At 52.9% G+C, this 19,744-nt stretch carries 13 protein-coding genes, 1 tRNA gene and 3 pseudogenes; 7 read left to right on the plus strand and 10 right to left on the minus strand.

All coding sequences use genetic code 11. The features are described from left to right. The 4 genes from recJ (at nt 1) to tnpA (ending at nt 5,119) form a co-directional block, all read left to right on the plus strand. Nucleotides 1-1,734, plus strand: a complete 1,734-nt coding sequence (gene recJ / locus EBL_RS03325) for a single-stranded-DNA-specific exonuclease RecJ (protein ID WP_002444982.1) — start codon at nt 1-3, stop codon at nt 1,732-1,734. Nucleotides 1,735-1,830: 96 nt separating this feature from the next. Continuing rightward, nucleotides 1,831-2,929 (plus strand): peptide chain release factor 2 gene (prfB, locus tag EBL_RS03330; protein ID WP_126298241.1). Its coding sequence is split into 2 segments (ribosomal slippage): nt 1,831-1,905 and nt 1,907-2,929, totalling 1,098 coding nucleotides; the frame shifts between segments, so codons are not numbered across the junction. A gap of 9 nt (nt 2,930-2,938) precedes the next feature. Next, entirely contained in the window at nt 2,939-4,456 is a 1,518-nt protein-coding gene (gene lysS / locus EBL_RS03335) for a lysine--tRNA ligase (RefSeq protein ID WP_002444987.1), read from the plus strand. Nucleotides 4,457-4,660: 204 nt separating this feature from the next. Then, the gene (gene tnpA, locus EBL_RS03340) at nt 4,661-5,119 is read left to right on the plus strand and encodes an IS200/IS605 family transposase (protein ID WP_002444991.1); all 459 of its coding nucleotides are present in this window, start codon (nt 4,661-4,663) and stop codon (nt 5,117-5,119) included. A gap of 115 nt (nt 5,120-5,234) precedes the next feature. On the opposite strand, the gene EBL_RS03345 is transcribed toward tnpA, so the two are convergent. Beyond that, a complete protein-coding gene (locus tag EBL_RS03345; protein WP_002444994.1) occupies nt 5,235-5,864 on the minus strand; it encodes a GntR family transcriptional regulator in 630 nt (209 codons plus the stop codon). A 160-nt stretch (nt 5,865-6,024) separates the two neighbouring features. Between EBL_RS03345 and EBL_RS20280 the strand changes: the two genes are divergently transcribed. Beyond that, a protein-coding gene (locus tag EBL_RS20280) for an IS3 family transposase (protein ID WP_126298233.1) occupies nt 6,025-7,538 on the plus strand; the annotation gives its coding sequence in 2 pieces (ribosomal slippage) (nt 6,025-6,478 and nt 6,478-7,538; 1,515 coding nt in all). 113 nt (nt 7,539-7,651) lie between these two features. Here EBL_RS20280 and EBL_RS20430 read toward each other — a convergent pair. From EBL_RS20430 to EBL_RS03385, 6 genes and pseudogenes are all read right to left on the minus strand, one after another. Further along, a pseudogene (locus tag EBL_RS20430) lies at nt 7,652-7,867 on the minus strand (integrase core domain-containing protein); the annotation flags it as partial. Nucleotides 7,868-7,874: 7 nt separating this feature from the next. Continuing rightward, a complete protein-coding gene (locus EBL_RS03360; RefSeq protein WP_002445664.1) occupies nt 7,875-8,945 on the minus strand; it encodes an IS110 family RNA-guided transposase in 1,071 nt (356 codons plus the stop codon). A gap of 210 nt (nt 8,946-9,155) precedes the next feature. Then, nucleotides 9,156-10,108 (minus strand): annotated as a pseudogene (locus tag EBL_RS03365) (IS3 family transposase); the annotation flags it as partial. Nucleotides 10,109-10,309: 201 nt separating this feature from the next. After that, nucleotides 10,310-11,116, minus strand: coding sequence for a carbon-nitrogen hydrolase family protein (locus tag EBL_RS03375; RefSeq protein ID WP_002445564.1), 807 nt, complete (start codon nt 11,114-11,116; stop codon nt 10,310-10,312). Further along, nucleotides 11,113-11,775 (minus strand): RraA family protein, encoded by a 663-nt coding sequence (locus tag EBL_RS03380; RefSeq protein ID WP_002445562.1) that lies wholly within the window; start codon nt 11,773-11,775, stop codon nt 11,113-11,115. Before EBL_RS03380 ends, EBL_RS03375 begins: the two co-directional genes overlap by 4 nt. Nucleotides 11,776-11,784: 9 nt before the next feature. After that, nucleotides 11,785-13,107, minus strand: coding sequence for an MFS transporter (locus tag EBL_RS03385; RefSeq protein ID WP_002445560.1), 1,323 nt, complete (start codon nt 13,105-13,107; stop codon nt 11,785-11,787). Between the two features lie 268 nt (nt 13,108-13,375). Here EBL_RS03385 and actS point away from each other — a divergent pair, with 268 nt between their 5' ends. Beyond that, entirely contained in the window at nt 13,376-14,125 is a 750-nt protein-coding gene (gene actS, locus EBL_RS03390; RefSeq protein ID WP_002445558.1) for an amidase activator ActS, read from the plus strand. Nucleotides 14,126-14,242: 117 nt separating this feature from the next. Further along, nucleotides 14,243-14,316: transfer RNA gene (locus tag EBL_RS03395), tRNA-Gly, on the plus strand. A 44-nt stretch (nt 14,317-14,360) separates the two neighbouring features. Here the strand turns inward: EBL_RS03395 and EBL_RS20285 are convergent. The 3 genes and pseudogenes from EBL_RS20285 to EBL_RS20290 all read right to left on the minus strand — a co-directional run. Next, a pseudogene (locus EBL_RS20285) lies at nt 14,361-15,259 on the minus strand (IS3 family transposase); the annotation flags it as partial. Nucleotides 15,260-15,521: 262 nt separating this feature from the next. Then, the gene (locus tag EBL_RS03410; RefSeq protein ID WP_002445574.1) at nt 15,522-17,528 is read right to left on the minus strand and encodes a BCCT family transporter; all 2,007 of its coding nucleotides are present in this window, start codon (nt 17,526-17,528) and stop codon (nt 15,522-15,524) included. A gap of 191 nt (nt 17,529-17,719) precedes the next feature. Next, nucleotides 17,720-19,233 (minus strand): IS3 family transposase gene (locus EBL_RS20290; RefSeq protein ID WP_126298233.1). Its coding sequence is split into 2 segments (ribosomal slippage): nt 17,720-18,780 and nt 18,780-19,233, totalling 1,515 coding nucleotides; the frame shifts between segments, so codons are not numbered across the junction. Between the last annotated feature and the right edge of the window lie 511 nt (nt 19,234-19,744).

A 19,744-nucleotide genomic window follows, 5' to 3' on the forward strand; every position in this document is an offset into this window, starting at 1 on the left:
GTGGAACATAAAACACAACTTCGCCGCCGGGTCGCCAGTGACACGGCGGCCCTGCCGGATACCCTGCCGCCGCTTCTTAAACGTATCTATGCCAGCCGTGGGGTAGTGAGTGCGGCGGATCTGGAGCGCAGCGTAAAAGGCATGCTGCCCTGGCAGCAGCTTAACGGTATTGAGAGCGCCGTTAAGCTCCTGCACGACGCGCTGCAACACCAGCACCATATCATGATTGTCGGCGATTTCGATGCGGACGGGGCAACCAGCACCGCGCTGAGCGTGCTGGCGCTGCGCGCCATGGGCGGTGCCCGCATCAGCTTCCTGGTGCCGAACCGCTTTGAAGATGGCTACGGCCTCAGCCCGGAGGTGGTCGATCAGGCCCACGCCCGGGGTGCGGAAATCATCATGACCGTGGATAACGGCATCTCATCCCACAGCGGTGTGGCCCGGGCCCATGAGCTGGGGATCCCGGTGCTGGTGACCGATCACCACCTGCCGGGGGATCTGCTGCCCGCGGCCGAAGCAATCATTAACCCGAACCTGGCAGACTGCACGTTTCCCTCCAAGTCTCTGGCGGGGGTGGGGGTGGCTTTTTACCTGATGCTGGCCCTGCGCACCCATCTGCGCGACGCGGGCTGGTTTGAACAGCAGGGAATCGCCATTCCCAACCTGGCGGAGCTGCTGGATCTGGTGGCGCTGGGCACCGTGGCCGATGTGGTGCCGCTGGATATGAACAACCGCATTCTCACCTGGCAGGGGCTAAGCCGCATCCGCGCCGGGAAATGCCGCCCGGGCATTCGCGCGCTGCTGGAGATTGCCAACCGCGATGCAGCGCGGCTCACAGCCACAGATCTCGGGTTCGCCCTGGGGCCACGGCTGAATGCCGCTGGCCGGCTGGACGATATGTCCGTGGGGGTATCCCTGCTGCTGAGCGATAATCTGGCCCAGGCGCGGATGCTGGCCAGCGAGCTAGACGCCCTGAACCAGACCCGTAAAGAGATAGAGCAGGGCATGCAGAGCGAAGCCCTGGCCCTGTGTGATGATCTGGGGCACCAGGCGCAGACCCTGCCCGCCGGGCTGGCACTGTACCACCCCCAGTGGCACCAGGGGGTGGTGGGGATCCTGGCTTCCCGCATCAAAGAGCGTTTCCACCGCCCGGTTATCGCCTTTGCCCCGGCGGGTGACGGCCTGCTGAAGGGCTCCGGCCGTTCGGTTCAGGGGCTGCATATGCGCGACGCGCTGGAGCGACTGGATACGCTGCACCCGGGCATGATGCAGAAATTCGGTGGTCATGCCATGGCTGCCGGGCTGACCCTTGAAGAGGCGCAGTTTGATGCCTTCAGCGAGCGTTTTGCCGCCCTGGTGAACAACTGGCTGGATCCGGCTATGCTACAGGGAGAGATCTGGTCAGATGGCCCGCTCACGGCCCCGGAGATGACCATGGAGATGGCCGAGCTGCTGCGCGATGCGGGCCCCTGGGGGCAGATGTTCCCGGAACCGGTATTTGACGGTAAGTTCCGCCTGCTGCAACAGCGCATCGTGGGGGAGCGCCACCTTAAGGTGATGGTCGAGCCGGTCGGTGGCGGGCCGCTACTGGACGGTATCGCGTTTAATATCGATCCTGCCCGCTGGCCGGATAACAGCGTGCGCGAGGTTGAGCTCGCTTATAAGCTGGATGTAAACGAGTTTCGCGGCAACCGGAGTTTGCAATTGATTATCGACAATATCTGGCCATTATAACGCCGGATTCGCTATAAAAGGCGCAGGGGATCCGGTAGACTCGGGTCCTTACATTCCGAAATTTTCTTCTGTCATTTACGAAAGATTCTACAGACTATGTTTGAAATTAATCCGGTAAAAAACCGCATTCAGGACCTCACCGAGCGCAGCGACGTTCTTAGGGGGTATCTTTGACTACGATGCTAAGAAAGAGCGTCTTGAAGAAGTAAATGCCGAGCTGGAACAGCCGGACGTATGGAACGAGCCAGAACGCGCTCAATCTTTGGGCAAAGAACGTTCCTCCCTGGAAGCAATAGTTGACACTTTGGACCAGATGCGTCAGGGTCTTGAAGATGTCTCGGGCTTGCTGGATCTGGCTGTTGAGGCGGATGATGAAGAAACGTTCAGTGAGGCGGTTGTCGAACTGGACGGATTAGAAGCCAAACTGGCTCAGCTGGAGTTCCGCCGCATGTTCTCCGGCGAATATGACAGCGCAGACTGCTACCTGGATATCCAGGCAGGCTCCGGCGGTACTGAGGCTCAGGACTGGGCCAGTATGTTAGTCCGTATGTATCTGCGCTGGGCTGAGGCCCGGGGCTTCAAAACGGAAATTATCGAAGAATCCGAAGGCGAAGTGGCCGGAATAAAATCTGCGACGATCCGTATCGCAGGGGACTATGCTTATGGCTGGCTGCGCACCGAAACCGGTGTTCACCGCCTGGTGCGTAAAAGCCCGTTTGACTCCGGCGGCCGCCGTCATACATCGTTCAGCTCCGCGTTTGTGTACCCGGAAGTGGATGATGATATTGATATTGAAATCAACCCTGCGGACCTGCGTATCGATGTGTATCGTGCGTCAGGTGCTGGTGGGCAGCACGTTAACCGCACAGAATCCGCGGTGCGTATTACCCACGTTCCAACGGGATTGGTAACGCAGTGCCAGAACGATCGTTCTCAGCACAAGAACAAAGATCAGGCCATGAAGCAGATGAAGGCGAAGTTATACGAGCTGGAAATGCAGAAGAAAAATGCCGAAAAACAGGCGGTGGAAGAGACAAAATCTGACATCGGCTGGGGCAGCCAGATCCGCTCTTATGTTCTGGATGATTCGCGCATCAAGGACTTGCGTACTGGGGTAGAAACCCGCAACACACAAGCTGTACTGGATGGCGATCTGGACAAATTTATCGAAGCAAGTTTGAAAGCTGGGTTATGAGGAACCAAAATGTCTGAACAACAATCACAGGGTAGCACCGAAGCCGTACAGGATCTTAACAACGAATTACAGACTCGTCGTGAGAAGCTGGCGGCACTGCGCAAGCAGGGTGTGGCATTCCCTAACGATTTCCGCCGCGATCATACCTCTGACCAACTGCATGCCGACTTCGACGCCAAAGACGCAGAAGCGCTGGAATCACTGAATATTGAAGTCAGTGTTGCCGGGCGCATGATGACCCGCCGTATTATGGGTAAAGCGTCCTTCGTGACCTTGCAGGATGTGGGTGGCCGTATTCAGTTGTATGTATCCCGTGATGATCTGCCGGAAGGCATCTATGACGAATTCAAAAAATGGGACCTCGGGGATATTCTGGGTGCGCGCGGTAAGTTGTTTAAGACTAAAACCGGCGAGCTGTCCATCCACTGTACAGAGCTGCGTCTGCTGACTAAAGCACTGCGCCCGCTGCCGGACAAGTTCCACGGCCTGGCAGACCAGGAAACCCGTTATCGCCAGCGTTATCTGGACCTGATCGCTAACGACGAATCCCGTAAAACTTTCCAGACCCGTTCCCGTATTCTGGCCGGTATCCGCCAGTTCATGGTAGAGCGTGGCTTTATGGAAGTTGAAACCCCGATGATGCAGGTTATCCCGGGTGGGGCGTCTGCGCGTCCGTTCATCACTCACCACAATGCGCTGGATATGGACATGTATCTGCGTATTGCCCCGGAACTGTACCTGAAGCGTCTGGTTGTGGGTGGTTTTGAGCGCGTGTTCGAAATCAACCGTAACTTCCGTAACGAAGGTATCTCTGTACGCCACAACCCTGAGTTCACCATGATGGAACTCTATATGGCGTATGCGGATTACAAAGACCTGATCGAGCTGACCGAGTCTCTGTTCCGTACCCTGGCAGAAACCGTTCTGGGCCATACTGACGTGCAGTACGGCGAGCATGTGTTTGATTTCGGCAAACCGTTCGAAAAACTGACCATGCTGGAAGCCATCAAAAAATACCGTCCGGAAACCAATATGGATGACCTGAAGAGCTTCGACACCGCGAAAGCGCTGGCTGAATCTCTGGGCATCAAAGTTGAGAAAAGCTGGGGCCTGGGCCGCGTAACTGCGGAAATCTTTGATGAAGTTGCTGAAGAACATCTGATTCAGCCGACCTTCATTACTGAATACCCGGCAGAAATCTCCCCGCTGGCTCGTCGTAACGACGTGAACCCGGAAATCACTGACCGCTTTGAGTTCTTCATCGGCGGCCGTGAAATCGGTAACGGCTTCTCCGAGCTTAATGACGCTGAAGACCAGGCTGAACGTTTCCGCGAGCAGGTTGACGCGAAAGCTAACGGCGATGACGAAGCGATGTTCTACGACGAAGACTATGTTACCGCACTGGAGCATGGCCTGCCGCCGACCGCTGGTCTGGGTATTGGTATCGACCGCCTGATGATGCTGTTCACCAACAGCCACACCATCCGCGACGTTATCCTGTTCCCGGCTCTGCGTCCGCAGAAATAATTATCGCCTGTGGCTTGCCACACTGGCTGAACAATACCGCCCCCCGGGGCGGTATTTTTTTGTCTATAGAAAACCCCCAGCTAGGCTGGGGGTTCCGTGAAGCTTTCAGCTTTGAGCCAGTTATTAAAACCCCTTTTGATTTGTTAAAACACCTTGCGGTCTGGCAACTGCAAGAGTTAAACAAAAAATCAAAAGGGGGTCCCAATGGGGGACGAAAAGAGCTTAGCGCACACCCGATGGAACTGTAAATATCACATTGTTTTTGCCCCAAAATACCGTAGACAGGCGTTTTATGGAGAGAAACGCAGAGCAATAGGGGGGATCCTGAGAAAGCTATGTGAATGGAAAAACGTACATATTCTGGAGGCAGAATGTTGCGCAGATCATATTCATATGCTTGTGGAGATCCCGCCGAAAATGAGCGTGTCGGGTTTTATGGGGTATCTGAAGGGAAAGAGCAGCCTGATGCTGTATGAGCAGTTTGGAGATCTGAAGTTCAAATACAGAAACAGGGAGTTCTGGTGCCGGGGTTACTATGTGGATACGGTAGGCAAGAACACGGCGAAGATACAGGAGTACATAAAGCACCAGCTTGAAGAGGATAAAATGGGGGAGCAGTTGTCGATCCTGTATCCGGGTAGCCCGTTTACGGGCCGTAAGTAACGGAGTTGGATGCAAATGTCAGATCGTATGCGCCTGTTAGGGCGCGGCTGGTAACAGAGCCTTACAGGCGCATTTGAAAAACCTCCGGCTATGCCGGAGGATGTTTGTATCAGATCTAACCGGATATCGCGTGTTCGCGGCCACGCAAGATGTGCGTTGTCATTAGCTGCTCCGCCAGTGCAATATCCTGATTTTTCAGTGCGGCCACAATAGCCTGATGTTCCCCGGTAGAGGCCGTGTAATAAGCATGGCGCCGGAGAGGGTCGGGCTGGTAATACACGCGCTGGCGAATATTATCGGACAGCGCCAGGAAAACCTCATTGCTGGTAAGGGATATCAGATAGCGATGGAAGCGTTTGTCTTCCTCAAGCCAGTGGCCGTAGTCCTGATGGTCTAATGCTTCCTGTTGTCGCTGAATGCACTGCTCCAGCGGATGAAAATGTGTGTCTGTCAGATAACCTTGTAGCTGGCGTAACGTTTGCAGTTCAATAGCCAGACGTAAATCGTAGTAATCGCGGATCTCTTTCAGTGAAAGTTGCTGGATAAGGATCCCTTTACGCGGAATGATTTTTAGCAAACCCTCGCTTTGCAACTGGTGCAAAGCCTCGCGAATCGGCGTGCGGCTCATGCCAAGTTCTTCTACCAGTTTATTCTCAGAGGTATAGCTATCACGCTGATACTCACGCCTGATGATGCGGTTTTTGATGGCGATATACGCCTGATGGCTCAGAGAGTGCTCCGACATACTGCATGGTTTCCTTAACCCGCGTGGAGAGCACCGAGTATAAGAAGTTGCCCGCAGGCGGACAAGTGCCCGCAGCCAGATGTTAACACCTGACAGTCCCTCAATGTCAGGATAGTTGTCACTCCCTCTGAAAAATAATCCTGAGGGCACGGAGTGACAGATGAAACGAATTTCCCCGGAGCGCAAGGCCTCAACACTGGCAAAATTATTCCCGCCCTACAATATGACCGTCGCGGCTGTTGCACAGATGGAAGGGATCGCCGAAGCTACACTGTATCACTGGCGTAAACAGGCTAAAGCAGAGGGGAAACCGGTGCCGGGTAACAGTAAAAACAGTGAGCAGTGGCCAGCAGAAGCCCGTTTTGCCGCCATTGTGGAAACCGCCACGTTAAGTGAAACAGAAATCGCAGAATACTGCCGTAAAAAAGGGCTGTATCCTGAGCAGCTGATACAGTGGAAGCAGGGCTTTATACAGACCGGAAACCCCGGTGATAAAGCAGCGCTGAAGCAAAGTCAGAAGGAAGTTAAACAGCTTAAAAAAGAGCTGGTCCGTAAGGAGAAAGCGCTGGCGGAGGCGGCAGCGATACTGGTACTGCGAAAAAAGCTCAGGGATTACTACGGGGAAACGGACGGGGACGACTGACCCCGGCGGATGAACGACAACAGTTCATTCAGTGGATTAATGAAGCGGTGGTCTCTGGCGCAAGGCTTGCAGTCGCCTGCCGTGAAGTGGCCATCAGCCTGCGTACCTGGTGGCGGTGGCAAAAATGTCCGGAGGATGGTCGTCCGGGGGCAATAAGACCCGCCCCGGCGAATCGCCTCAGCACGGGGGAAGAGCAGCAGATACGGGATATCTGCCACAGGCCGGAATATGCCCGTCTGCCGCCATCACAGATTGTGCCCCGGCTGGCCGACAGGGGAATTTACCTGGCCAGTGAGTCGACATTTTACCGGATATTACGCCGCCATAATGAAGTCCACCACCGGGGACGTCAGTCGCGGCCACAGCGGGTGCCAGCCCCGACGACCTTTACAGCCAGAGCGCCCTGCCAGGTCTGGTCATGGGACATCACCTGGCTGCCCTGCGTGGTGCGTGGTCGCTGGTATTATCTGTATATGATAATTGACCTGTACAGCCGGAAAATCACGGGCTACGAGGTTCATGAAACGGAAAGTGGCGGGCTGGCTGCAGCGCTAATGCAGCGGACAACGCTGCGTGAGGGCTGCTGGCGTCAGCCGCTGGTGCTGCATGCAGATAACGGAGCCGCCATGAAATCGCAGACCCTGCAGATGAAGCTGTATGAGCTGAATATCATACCGTCACACAGCAGGCCACGGGTAAGTAACGATAACGCGTATGCAGAGTCGTTGTTCCGGACACTGAAATATGTACCACAGTGGCCGTCATCGGGGTTCAGAACGCTGAGTGATGCCCGGGAGTGGGTGGAGAAATTTACCCACTGGTACAACGAAGAGCACCGCCACAGCGGGATACGGTATGTCACCCCGGCACAGCGACACCGGGGAGAAGATCACGCGCTTCTGAGGCAACGGGATGAACTGTACCGTCAGGCACAGAAAACACATCCTGAGCGCTGGTCAGGCAGAACGAGAAACTGGCAACCCGAAGGTCCGGTAATGCTGAATCCGGAAAGGGGAAAACAGGCCGCTTAAATTAACCTGGGGTGACAACTACCTTGACACTTACCGCAGTCATGGCCCGCTCTGATGAATGGGGCTATTTACCAGACTGGTTTTATCATTCTCCTGTTCCGGAAGTGTAGTGGTCAACAAAAACTGGCCACCGAGTTAGAGTTTTTCCAGTATCGATTTTCTGATTCGTTTGGTGGTAATCCACCGTTATATTCGTGCGGCCTGAGTGCGCTGTAATATCCAACGATGTAGTCCGTTATGGCGTGAGTCGCATCGCTGAAGCTTACGTAACCTGTCACTGGTACCCATTCGTTCTTCAGACTCCGGAAGAAGCGTTCCATTGGGCTATTGACGCTCCTATGTCAAGAGCGGGCGATTGGCATAGGCGAGGTCCGATAAAATCAATGGATAGAGTTCACGGACGATGTAGCGTTTCAGGCATCTCAGGATCTCTTTGGTCGACAACCCTTCACCCGTTCGTCTGTTTACATAGATTTTTGTGCGCGGATCACTACGCATACGCACAAGGGCTATTGTCCACAGGGCGTTGTTAGCTTCACGTGAGCCTCCGCGGTTTAATCTGTGCCTGACAGTTTTTCCTGATGATGCTGGTAACGGATTTACACCACAGAGCGAAGCCAGAGCCGCTTCATTTTTTAAACGTTCGGGGTTATCACCTGCAACGGCCAGCAGCGTCGCAGCCGTCTGTGGGCCTACCCCAAACTGGCTACGAAGATTACTGGCATATTTGCGGGTCAGTTTATCCAGAGATTCGTCCAGTTCATTCAGCTCTTCAGTCAGGACTATCCATCGTTTAGCAAGACTTCGAAGCGTGCTACACAGGGCTATCCGTAAGGGGGAGTACTCTGACACCTCGCTGTTAATGCAGGCGGTTACGCATTCGTGTGGTTTCGATTTCCAGAGTTTGTCGCGAACATCCTGAGGGGCACTCACCAGCAGCGCACGAAGCTGATTAATCGCCTGCGTGCGGGCTTTTACTGCACTGCGTCGGGCAACACTGATAATCCGGAGAGCTTCACACGCGCCGGACTGCATTTTTGGTATGGCCTTGCTGCTCCCTGAAAGTACTGTCCGGGCTGCATTCTCTGCATCCAGAGGATCTGACTTCCCTTCAAGGCGGCGTTTTGAGCGATCTGGCCGGTTAACTTCAACAACATAAATACTATTCTTAATGAGAAAACGTGTTAACGCAGCGCCATACGTCCCGGTTCCCTCAATGCCAGCTCGTTCGAGGATCCCAAAAGAGCGAGCCCAATCAAGTAGTTCAAGATAGCCCGTTTGATTTGTTTGAATAATACGGGTGCCAAGCAGTTTACCTGCCTGACTGATAACAGCACCGACATGAACATCAAGGTGTGTATCGACACCCAGGATCACGCTTTCAGGAGATTGACAGTCATTTTGCATGGTTTGCCCCCAGATATTGGTAGCACAACCATCCCCATCGCCGGACAGGACACTCGGGATGCAGCACAAAGCTCCTATCAGGTCACAAACGCTGGGCCCGGCTATGCCCGGGAAATACCTGAATCGGACGACAGGTCAACACAAAGGCATCTGGGCCAATCCCAGCACGGGTCAGTCCGATCCGGTATTTGAAAGTATATTAGAATGAGTATCCCAGCAGTTTCCGCGCCGACTCATACTCTGTTTGATCCGGTATCGCCACAGCAACTGCCGGAACTGCCTGCTCGTATAATGACTGCCCTGATCGCTGTGGAACATCACTCCGACGGGCTTACCACGCGTTTCCCATGCCATTTCCAGCGCCTTCATGGTGAGTCTGCTGTCCGGCGAGAACGACATTGCCCAGCCCACTGGTTTTCTTGCGAACAGGTCGAGAACAACGGCCAGGTACGCCCAACGCTTACCCGTCCAGATATAGGTCACATCGCCGCACCACACCTGGTTTGGCTCTGTTACGGCGAACTGCCGCTCAAGGTGATTAGGGATAGCAACATGTTCATGACCACCACGCTTATACCGGTGAGTTGGTTGCTGGCAACTGACCAGCCCAAGCTCTTTCATTAGCCTGCCAGCGAGCCAGCGCCCCATCTGATGGCCTCTCTGAGTTGCCATTGTCGCGATGCTCCTTGCTCCGGCCGAACCGTGGCTGATGTTGTGCAGCTCAAGTACCTGGCTTCGTAATACAGCCCGTCTGCCGTCTGGCTTTTCAGGACGATTTTTCCAGTATTTGTAACTGCTGCGATGAACCCCGAACACGTGGCAGAGAGTGGCCACAGGATAACGCGCCCTGAGCTTCCCGATTATCGAGAACTGTTCAGGGAGTCTGACATCAAGAGCGCGGTAGCCTTTTTTAAAATATCATTTTCCATTTCAATGCGTTGCAGCTTTTTTCTCAGCTCGCGTATTTCGATTTGCTCCGGGGTTATCGGAGAAGATTTTGGCGTTTTGCCCTGACGCTCATCACGCAGTTGTTTGACCCATTTTGTCATCGTGGAAAGGCCGACATCCATGGCCTTCGCTGCTTGTGCAACTGTGTAATTTTGGTCGACAACCAGCTGAGCGGATTCGCGTTTGAATTCAGGACTAAAATTTCTTCGTTTCATTGGTGCACCTGTAGTGTTCTGAGGTGAGCATATCACCTCTGTTCAGGTGGCCAAATTCAGTAAACCACTACAAGAGAGTAATTCACGGTACTGACCTGTCCCAGCCATATGGCGATAAAAACGATTTTTATAAACATATAACTCTAATTCACAGGTAAAAATGCTAACGCCAGTTATCACAATCGGGCCGGTCGATCGGGTTTATTTGCTCAGCAGCGTGTAAAGCTCAGCGCGGCGATGTTCGAGGCAGGGCAAAGCCTCACGGGCTGTCCGTGTATGTTCGTAATCAATATCGCTGTAGATGATCCCTTGCTCGATTCCCATGCTATTGCGGGGTACGCCCATCGCATCACACACCAGGCTGCGGCCGCTGTAGATATTACCGGTTTGATCGCAGACTACTACTGGCAGTGTGTTTTCCAGCGCCCGGGCGCAGACCAGAGTCTGGAAATGCTGCTCCTTAAGTGGCCCGTGAACCCAGGCGGTGGGCACAATAATAAAATCAGCGCCCTGAAGCGCCAGTTCACGCGCTATTTCAGGAAAGCGAAGTTCGTAGCACACCATCAACCCGATACGCCCCAACTCAGTATTAACTACCTGAATTGCGTTATCGCCCTGAATAATATTCCGGGACTCCTGGTAGGAAAATGCATCATACAGGTGTGTTTTTCGATAGGCGTGCAGAAGTTTGCCGTGATTATCAATCAGGAGTGTGGTGTTCCAGACACGGACAGTATCTTCGGGGTTGCGCTCAAATATCCCCACTGCCAGATAAATGCCGGCAGTATGTGCGGCAGTGCAAAGCCTGGTGACGAAAGGCCCTTCAAGAGGCTCGGCAATATCCGCATAGCAGGTGGCAGAAGAGGGGGGAATAAACGCCATGAACGTTTCCGGCAGCACCAGAAGTTGCGCGCCATTCTGGCTGGCCTCCCGGATTGCCGCTTCTGCTTGTGCCAGATTAACGGCTTTATCCGTATCGGTTGTGAACTGCCCCAGCGCAATTTTCATGAGTGCGCCTCCTTCTCAAAGAAACGAGCAGCCCCGGAAATAGATGCCAGAGACTCACCGTTATCAATACGTTGCTTAATTTTGATTTCCGCATGCTGAGCTTCCAGTGCGCGTGCTGCCCATCCACTGACCTGTTCGGGAGGGATAACTATAATGCCGTCGTCATCGGCCAGGATCAGGTCACCCGGGTTTACCGTGACTCCGTCAATCGATACCGGGACGTTAATTGCACCTTCGATTCCTAAAATCCGGGTTGTGAGCGGGCTGACATTACGCGCATAAAGCGGTACGCCGATTTCACGTAGTGCGTGCAGATCAGTCACACAGCCGTCAATAATGGCACCGGCAATGTTACTGGCCCGGGCCATATAAGAGACCAGTTCTCCCCAGCAGGCCCGGTCAGTGTCACCCGACATATCAATGCAGACCACATCGCCAGGTTGTACCAGATCAAATACCTTATGTACTGCGCACGAATCCATATGAGGAATACGAACGGTAACGGCATTTCCCGCAAAGCGTTGTCCGGGAAGAATGGATGAGAGTGATTTAATAAAGCCAAAATCCGTCATGTGCCCCAGCGTTGAAGGGCAAACTTCGGCCACTGCTTTTACCAGGGCAGGCGTGATACCAGGGATACGTGGGTTTAGCGTAAACATAACGACTCCTTAAGCGTGTTGGACGGGGGTAAATAGACGATCGGGATTGATGAAGAACCAGCAGACAATCGCGAGGGCAATGGGCACGATGTTAAATAGCAGGGCGATATTCCAGCCGAAGTGCTGAGCCAGAAAACCGCATAACACCGGAGAGATCACACCGCCAAGGTTGCCCCAAAGATTCATCCAGCCGCTGACTGATCCTGAATATTGCTGGCCCTTATCTGCGGCGATGGCCCAGGAAGCCACAACGGGTAAGCCGAGAGCGCCCAGCGTTAGTGTCAGCCAGAATACGCTTATGAAAGGGGCGTGCGTCATTGCGACAGCCAGTGTGCCGATAATAAACAGGATGAAGCCTGCGATAGCCAGGTAGCCACGGGCGACCATCAGCGAACAGCCACGCTGGAGTAAACTGTCCGACAACTTACCGCCAAAAAGTACGCACAGGCAGATAGCCAGCCACGGGAAGCTGGCGGCGATACCCATGTGTGTCAGAGAGAAACCTCGAGCTTCCTGGAGATAGGTGGGTAACCAAATGAGAAACAGCGTGGTCATATATACCACGAAAAAATACTGGATCCCGACCGCCCAAAACTCACGGTTGCGCATAAACTGGCGCCACGGAGCCTTTGCTGCTGTCTCTTTCTGTGAAATTGTGCGGCCTTCGCGAATATGCTTCAGTTCAGCGTCCGAGATCCATGGATGCACATCCGGTCTGTCACGGGAAATAATGTACCAAAGTAGCGCAATAACGCTGCCCGCAGCGCCAAAAATATAGAACACCGCATGCCAGCCCCAGGCGAGCATAATCAGCACTGTTATTGTCGGGGCAATGACGGGGCCAAAATAAGATCCTGCCAGTAGCAGGCTGGCCGCCCGTGCTTTTTCATTTTTACGAAACCACCAGCTGTTAAATACCGCATTACCGGGGTAGGTTGGCGCTTCGCCAACCCCAAACAGAAAGCGTACCAGGCACAGCCAGATAAAGCGGGGCGTTGTTGCGGTTAGCAGTGTGAATAATGACCACAATAAGAGGCTCAGGCTGACAATAATCCGGCAGCCAAACCGCTCTGCCAGCATGCCACTGGGGATTTGTGCAACAGCATAGCCTAATGAAAACAGAGCACCCAGCAGGCCAAATTCGACTTTCGTCATATCCAGGTCGTGCATCATATGTTCCGCAACGATGGAGATATTAGCGCGATCCATGTAAGCGATAAGACCAATTACAAAGAACAACAGTCCCAGTCCCCAGCGCAACCGGCCGTGTGTCTGCGTTTTCTCTGTGATAACGGACTGACGGGCAATAAGGGAGGTTTGCTGATTATCCATAGCATTATCCTGAAGTTGGTTGCGCCACGATTGTTGTATTCATCTTGTATACAAGCTGGAGGCTAAGGGGAATATGCGTTAATGTCAAAAAAATGTTTGTTATTTGTGATATTGAAGGCCGGGAAAGATAACTTTGTTAGCGTTATCAGGGTATTGTCAAAAGTGAGAGGTACCAGGGCCACCGGGTGACTTCTTACATGATTTTGGCTGCCGCCTCAGAAATGTTACCATTCCTGCCCGGGTATCAGCTGAACAGGAGAAGGGAATCATGTGGAGCAAAGGATCGCAGTTAATCCTGTGGCTCAGGCGGGGCGGGTTACTGGCCTGCTGCCTGATTCTGGCGGCCTGTGCCGGTAAAGGCGGTGACGGTTATAGCGGCACCACCTGGACGGTAAAACGCGGCGATACCCTGTATCGCGTCTCCCGGGAGACGGGCACTTCTGTAGCGGAGCTTGCCCGGCTCAATGGTCTTAAAGCCCCCTATACGATTAATGTCGGCCAGAAGCTGCGGGTAAACGGCACTGCACCTGCCAGCAAGCGGCGCGGCTCTGCTGTCGCCTCCAGTAAACGCACCACCGGTGCGGTGCGTATGCCGGCAAAACCCGCCGTGGGCTGGCCGCCGGTGGGCGATCGCTGCTGGCGCTGGCCTGCCAGCGGGCGGGTGATTTTGCCCTATTCCAGCGCTGACGGCGGTAATAAAGGCATTGATATCGCCGGGAAGCAGGGCGATCCGGTTTATGCCTCCGGGGCGGGGACGGTGGTGTATGCCGGTAACCAGCTGCGCGGTTACGGCAATCTGATCATGATCAAGCACGACGAGCGGTACATTACGGCCTATGCGCATAATGACACCATGCTGGTGCACAACGGTGAAAAGGTGAAAGCCGGGCAGAAAATCGCCACCATGGGCAGTAGCGGTGCCGAATCGGTACGGCTGCATTTCCAGATTCGCTACAAAGCCACGGCCATTGATCCCCAGCGCTACCTGCCGCAACAGGGGAAAAGCCCGTCCTGCTGACGGGCAAACACCGGGCGGAGAAATAATTGGCCGCAAACGCTTAAAATACCATCACTTAGTGCGATAAGCTCTTGCCTCCGTGGTGCGAACGTTTATAATCCCTAACGCACTTCAGATGCGGGCGTAGTTCAATGGTAGAACGAGAGCTTCCCAAGCTCTATACGAGGGTTCGATTCCCTTCGCCCGCTCCAATCTCCTGATAAATCAACAACTTATGATTCATCAGTTAGTTACATTGCCCCGCCTTAGCAGGTACAACATAAACTACCCTCTGCTGAGCAGTCCATGACATCAGTATCCTGCCGGTATATTCTGGCCCATTATCACATCGTATTGCTGCTGGTTTACCTTTCCACTCAATGAGTTGCTCGAGAGTCCTCACCACACGATTTGCGGGAAGAGAAAAATCCACCTCAATGGCCAACGCTTCACGATTAAAGTCATCGATAACATTCAGCAATCGGACGGAACGACCATCCGACAGTTGATCGTGCATGAAGTCCATCGACCAGCATTCATTGCGGCTTTCAGGTACCGCCAGCGGCACGGGCTTATCCCGTTTCAGTCGTTTTTTCGGTTTAATTCGCATGTTCAGCGACAACTCGCAATAAATCCGGTATATCCTTTTGTGATTGAACTTAAAGCCTTTTACGTTACGCAGGTACAAAAAGCACAGACCAAAACCCCAGTTGCGCTGACTGTCGGTGATACGGAGCAGCCAGTCAGCAATAACCGTATTTTCTTCATTCAGTTGAGGCTGATAGCGATAGCAACTTTCGCTGACAGAAAACAACTGGCAGGCAAAACGTATGCTGACGCTTCGGTGCCTGACCGCATCCTGTGCCATCTGCTTTCGCTGCGATGGCTTCACCACTTTTTTGCCATAGCTTCCTGAATAATTTCGGCTTTGAGCCGTTCTTCGGCATACATCTTTTTCAGGCGGCGGTTTTCATCTTCCAGCTCTTTTAGTCGGGCCATCATGGATGCATCCATTCCGCCAAAGCGTGAACGCCACTTGTAGAAACTGGCATTGCTCATACCATGCTCGCGACACAGTTCAGCAACTGGCGTTCCGGCCTCAGCCTGCTTGAGGATGGCCATGATCTGGCTGTTGGTAAAGCGTGATTTTTTCATAGAGATCTTCCCGGTTCAGATTACGAGAAAATTCTACTTATGAACACACCGGTTTTTCGGGGGGATTACCAGGTTATTTTGAAAAGTTGTGCGGAGTTGCTGGCCAATGCGGAACAATCGGTGCCGCAGCAATTCCGGAAACACGGAACACAGGAGTCCATTTGGACTGAACTGGGGGGATTACCGTCTTTTTGAGTGACCACTGCATTTTGAAAATATCACGCCTTGACGCAGACTGCCTGGGGGCAGTCTGCTTACTGATTTACCGGACTAAGTAAAGATAGTGCAGATGTTTCTCATACTGATCGAGGATGTCGTGAATTAACTGCTCCTGGTTCCAGCTCATGACATCATAATTCTGTCCACCTTCTTTGAGGTATACTTCAGCCCGGTAATATTTATGGTACTCCTGATTCTGGTCGTCATTATCCAGACCATCCAGCGCAAACGCTGGCGTGTTATACCCTTTCAGGCGTACTTCATAAATAAAGTTCAGCTCGTTACCAAGGTCAACTTCCAGGCGGATACGGTCATCCTCGTGGTTACTGATATGGCTGGTTGTGCTTTGTTTTCTAAGCTCCTCTTCTACCTGACTCATCGCCGGAAAAATCACTTCATCCATGTAACGTTTGACCAGAGAACGTTTGGGCATGTAGGCGATATTACGTAAGCGACGTTGCCAGGGAATTGGGTTACGGGCAGCCGTTGGCGCAATGGTTGCCAGATTCTGACTTTCTTTTTTGGTTAAATCCCGCTTTAACGCCTTTAAAAGGCCGTAAACTGAGATTAACAGTACAATAGAAAATGGAAGCGCACTGGCAATTGTCACGGTCTGAAGCGCACTTAATCCACCCGCTACCAGTAGTGCGATTGCGACCACCCCCATCATAGCCGCCCAGAAGATACGCTGCCAGACAGGGGCGTTACTGGAGCCACCTGCTGCCAGTGTATCAACCACCATTGCACCAGAGTCTGCGGATGTTACAAAGAAAATCACCACCATGGCCATTGCCACAAAAGACAGTATTGTTGAGAAAGGAAAATGCTCAAGGAAATTAAACAGTGCCAGTGCGACATCGTGCTGTACCGTGGTGGCCAGGTCACGGGCACCTTCCGCTGTAATCAGGTGGATAGCGCTGTTACCAAATACGGTCATCCACAGCAGTGTAAAACCGGCCGGAACAAACAGAACGCCGGTCACAAACTGACGGATAGTACGCCCCCGTGAAACGCGGGCAATAAACATCCCGACAAATGGTGACCAGGAAAGCCACCAGCCCCAGTAGAGTAATGTCCAGCCCCCCAGCCAACTGCTGGAGTGCCCGGATGTCGGTTCATAGGCATAAAGGTTAAAGGTTTTACTGACCAGCTCTGAAAGATAGCCACCGGTATTTTCTACGAAGGACTTTAGTAACAGGACTGTCGGGCCCAGTAATAAAACCAGAATTAACAGTAAAACGGCCAGACCAAGATTCAGCTCAGAAAGAATACGGATGCCTTTATCCAGGCCGGATACCACGGAGATCGTCGCCAGGGTGGTAATTACTATAATCAGTGTGACTTGCACTGCTTCATTAACCGGCACGCCAAACAGATGGTTGAGCCCGGCATTGACCTGCAATACGCCGTATCCCAGGGAGGTCGCTACCCCGAAGACCGTACCGATAACTGCAAAAATATCTACCGCATGCCCGATGGGTCCATATATTCGGTTGCCAATAATGGGAAATAGTGCTGAACGCAGGGTTAGTGGTAGCCCGTGTCGGTAACTAAAGAATGCGAGGATCAGTGCCACAATGGCATAAATTGCCCAGGCATGAAGTCCCCAGTGGAAGAACGTTAACCTGAGCGCCTGCTTAGCGGCTTCAACAGTTTCAGGTGTTCCAACCGGGGGGGATAGATAGTGCATTACCGGCTCTGCAACCCCGAAGAACATAAGGCCTATCCCCATACCAGCAGAAAACAGCATGGCGAACCATGAGTGGTAACTGAAGTCCGGCTCTGCATGGTCCGGCCCCAGTTTGATATCCCCGTAACGAGACAATCCGAGAAAAGTAACACTCAGCAGAATCAATGCCACAGCCAGTACGTAAAACCAGCTGGCATTCGTGAATATCTGATTCTGCAGCAGGCTCAAATGACGGTCCGCAGTCTCAGGATACACAGCGGCAAATGCCACAATCAGAACAATAAATAGAGCAGAAGTGTAAAACACCGGTTTATTCAGATTACTGGATACAGGCTTTTTTTTAATCGTAGAATCATTCATAAGCATCGTCTTCCTGGCAGTTAGATGATAGGCCCTGTTTGTATATTGTAACAAACATGTGTCGGTATGGAGATGTGCGGAGTTGCTATTGACGTGATGTGATGAAAGCTCCTCCCAAAGTAGCCAGAGTCATATTTTTACTGACTGCGATTAACCGGTAAGTGTCAAGGTAGTTGTCACCCCAGGTTAATTTAAGCGGCCTGTTTTCCCCTTTCCGGATTCAGCATTACCGGACCTTCGGGTTGCCAGTTTCTCGTTCTGCCTGACCAGCGCTCAGGATGTGTTTTCTGTGCCTGACGGTACAGTTCATCCCGTTGCCTCAGAAGCGCGTGATCTTCTCCCCGGTGTCGCTGTGCCGGGGTGACATACCGTATCCCGCTGTGGCGGTGCTCTTCGTTGTACCAGTGGGTAAATTTCTCCACCCACTCCCGGGCATCACTCAGCGTTCTGAACCCCGATGACGGCCACTGTGGTACATATTTCAGTGTCCGGAACAACGACTCTGCATACGCGTTATCGTTACTTACCCGTGGCCTGCTGTGTGACGGTATGATATTCAGCTCATACAGCTTCATCTGCAGGGTCTGCGATTTCATGGCGGCTCCGTTATCTGCATGCAGCACCAGCGGCTGACGCCAGCAGCCCTCACGCAGCGTTGTCCGCTGCATTAGCGCTGCAGCCAGCCCGCCACTTTCCGTTTCATGAACCTCGTAGCCCGTGATTTTCCGGCTGTACAGGTCAATTATCATATACAGATAATACCAGCGACCACGCACCACGCAGGGCAGCCAGGTGATGTCCCATGACCAGACCTGGCAGGGCGCTCTGGCTGTAAAGGTCGTCGGGGCTGGCACCCGCTGTGGCCGCGACTGACGTCCCCGGTGGTGGACTTCATTATGGCGGCGTAATATCCGGTAAAATGTCGACTCACTGGCCAGGTAAATTCCCCTGTCGGCCAGCCGGGGCACAATCTGTGATGGCGGCAGACGGGCATATTCCGGCCTGTGGCAGATATCCCGTATCTGCTGCTCTTCCCCCGTGCTGAGGCGATTCGCCGGGGCGGGTCTTATTGCCCCCGGACGACCATCCTCCGGACATTTTTGCCACCGCCACCAGGTACGCAGGCTGATGGCCACTTCACGGCAGGCGACTGCAAGCCTTGCGCCAGAGACCACCGCTTCATTAATCCACTGAATGAACTGTTGTCGTTCATCCGCCGGGGTCAGTCGTCCCCGTCCGTTTCCCCGTAGTAATCCCTGAGCTTTTTTCGCAGTACCAGTATCGCTGCCGCCTCCGCCAGCGCTTTCTCCTTACGGACCAGCTCTTTTTTAAGCTGTTTAACTTCCTTCTGACTTTGCTTCAGCGCTGCTTTATCACCGGGGTTTCCGGTCTGTATAAAGCCCTGCTTCCACTGTATCAGCTGCTCAGGATACAGCCCTTTTTTACGGCAGTATTCTGCGATTTCTGTTTCACTTAACGTGGCGGTTTCCACAATGGCGGCAAAACGGGCTTCTGCTGGCCACTGCTCACTGTTTTTACTGTTACCCGGCACCGGTTTCCCCTCTGCTTTAGCCTGTTTACGCCAGTGATACAGTGTAGCTTCGGCGATCCCTTCCATCTGTGCAACAGCCGCGACGGTCATATTGTAGGGCGGGAATAATTTTGCCAGTGTTGAGGCCTTGCGCTCCGGGGAAATTCGTTTCATCTGTCACTCCGTGCCCTCAGGATTATTTTTCAGAGGGAGTGACAACTATCCTGACATTGAGGGTAACCCTGAGTATGTGACAGATAGAGGCTACCGGATACGCGCCCTGAGTTTCCCGATTAACGCGAGCTGTTTTAGGGGGCCTGATATCAAGAGCTCCGTGGCTTTTTCTTTAGATCACATATTTCGATTGACTCCGGGATTACTGGAAATGACATCAGATATAGCCAGATCTCCCTGACGGTTTGGAAGAGGAGTGTAGCCAGCGCCTGTTACCATGACTGCCCCGGATACTCTTCAGTTGCACATTTGTGTTAAATTAAAACGAACAGAATTTTTGTTTTTGTTGTTGGTTTTTATTTTTTTATCATTTAATAACAATTAGTTGTGATGATATTTCCACTTTGACAATAAAATCATTTGTTCGTTTTTATTTGTTGTTTTACTTTTATTCAGAACAGGTGGGGTGTGGTGATTACTGATTCACTGGCACATGATGTGTTAACTCTGA

The sequence above is a fragment of the Shimwellia blattae DSM 4481 = NBRC 105725 genome (assembly GCF_000262305.1).
GTDB lineage: Bacteria > Pseudomonadota > Gammaproteobacteria > Enterobacterales > Enterobacteriaceae > Shimwellia > Shimwellia blattae.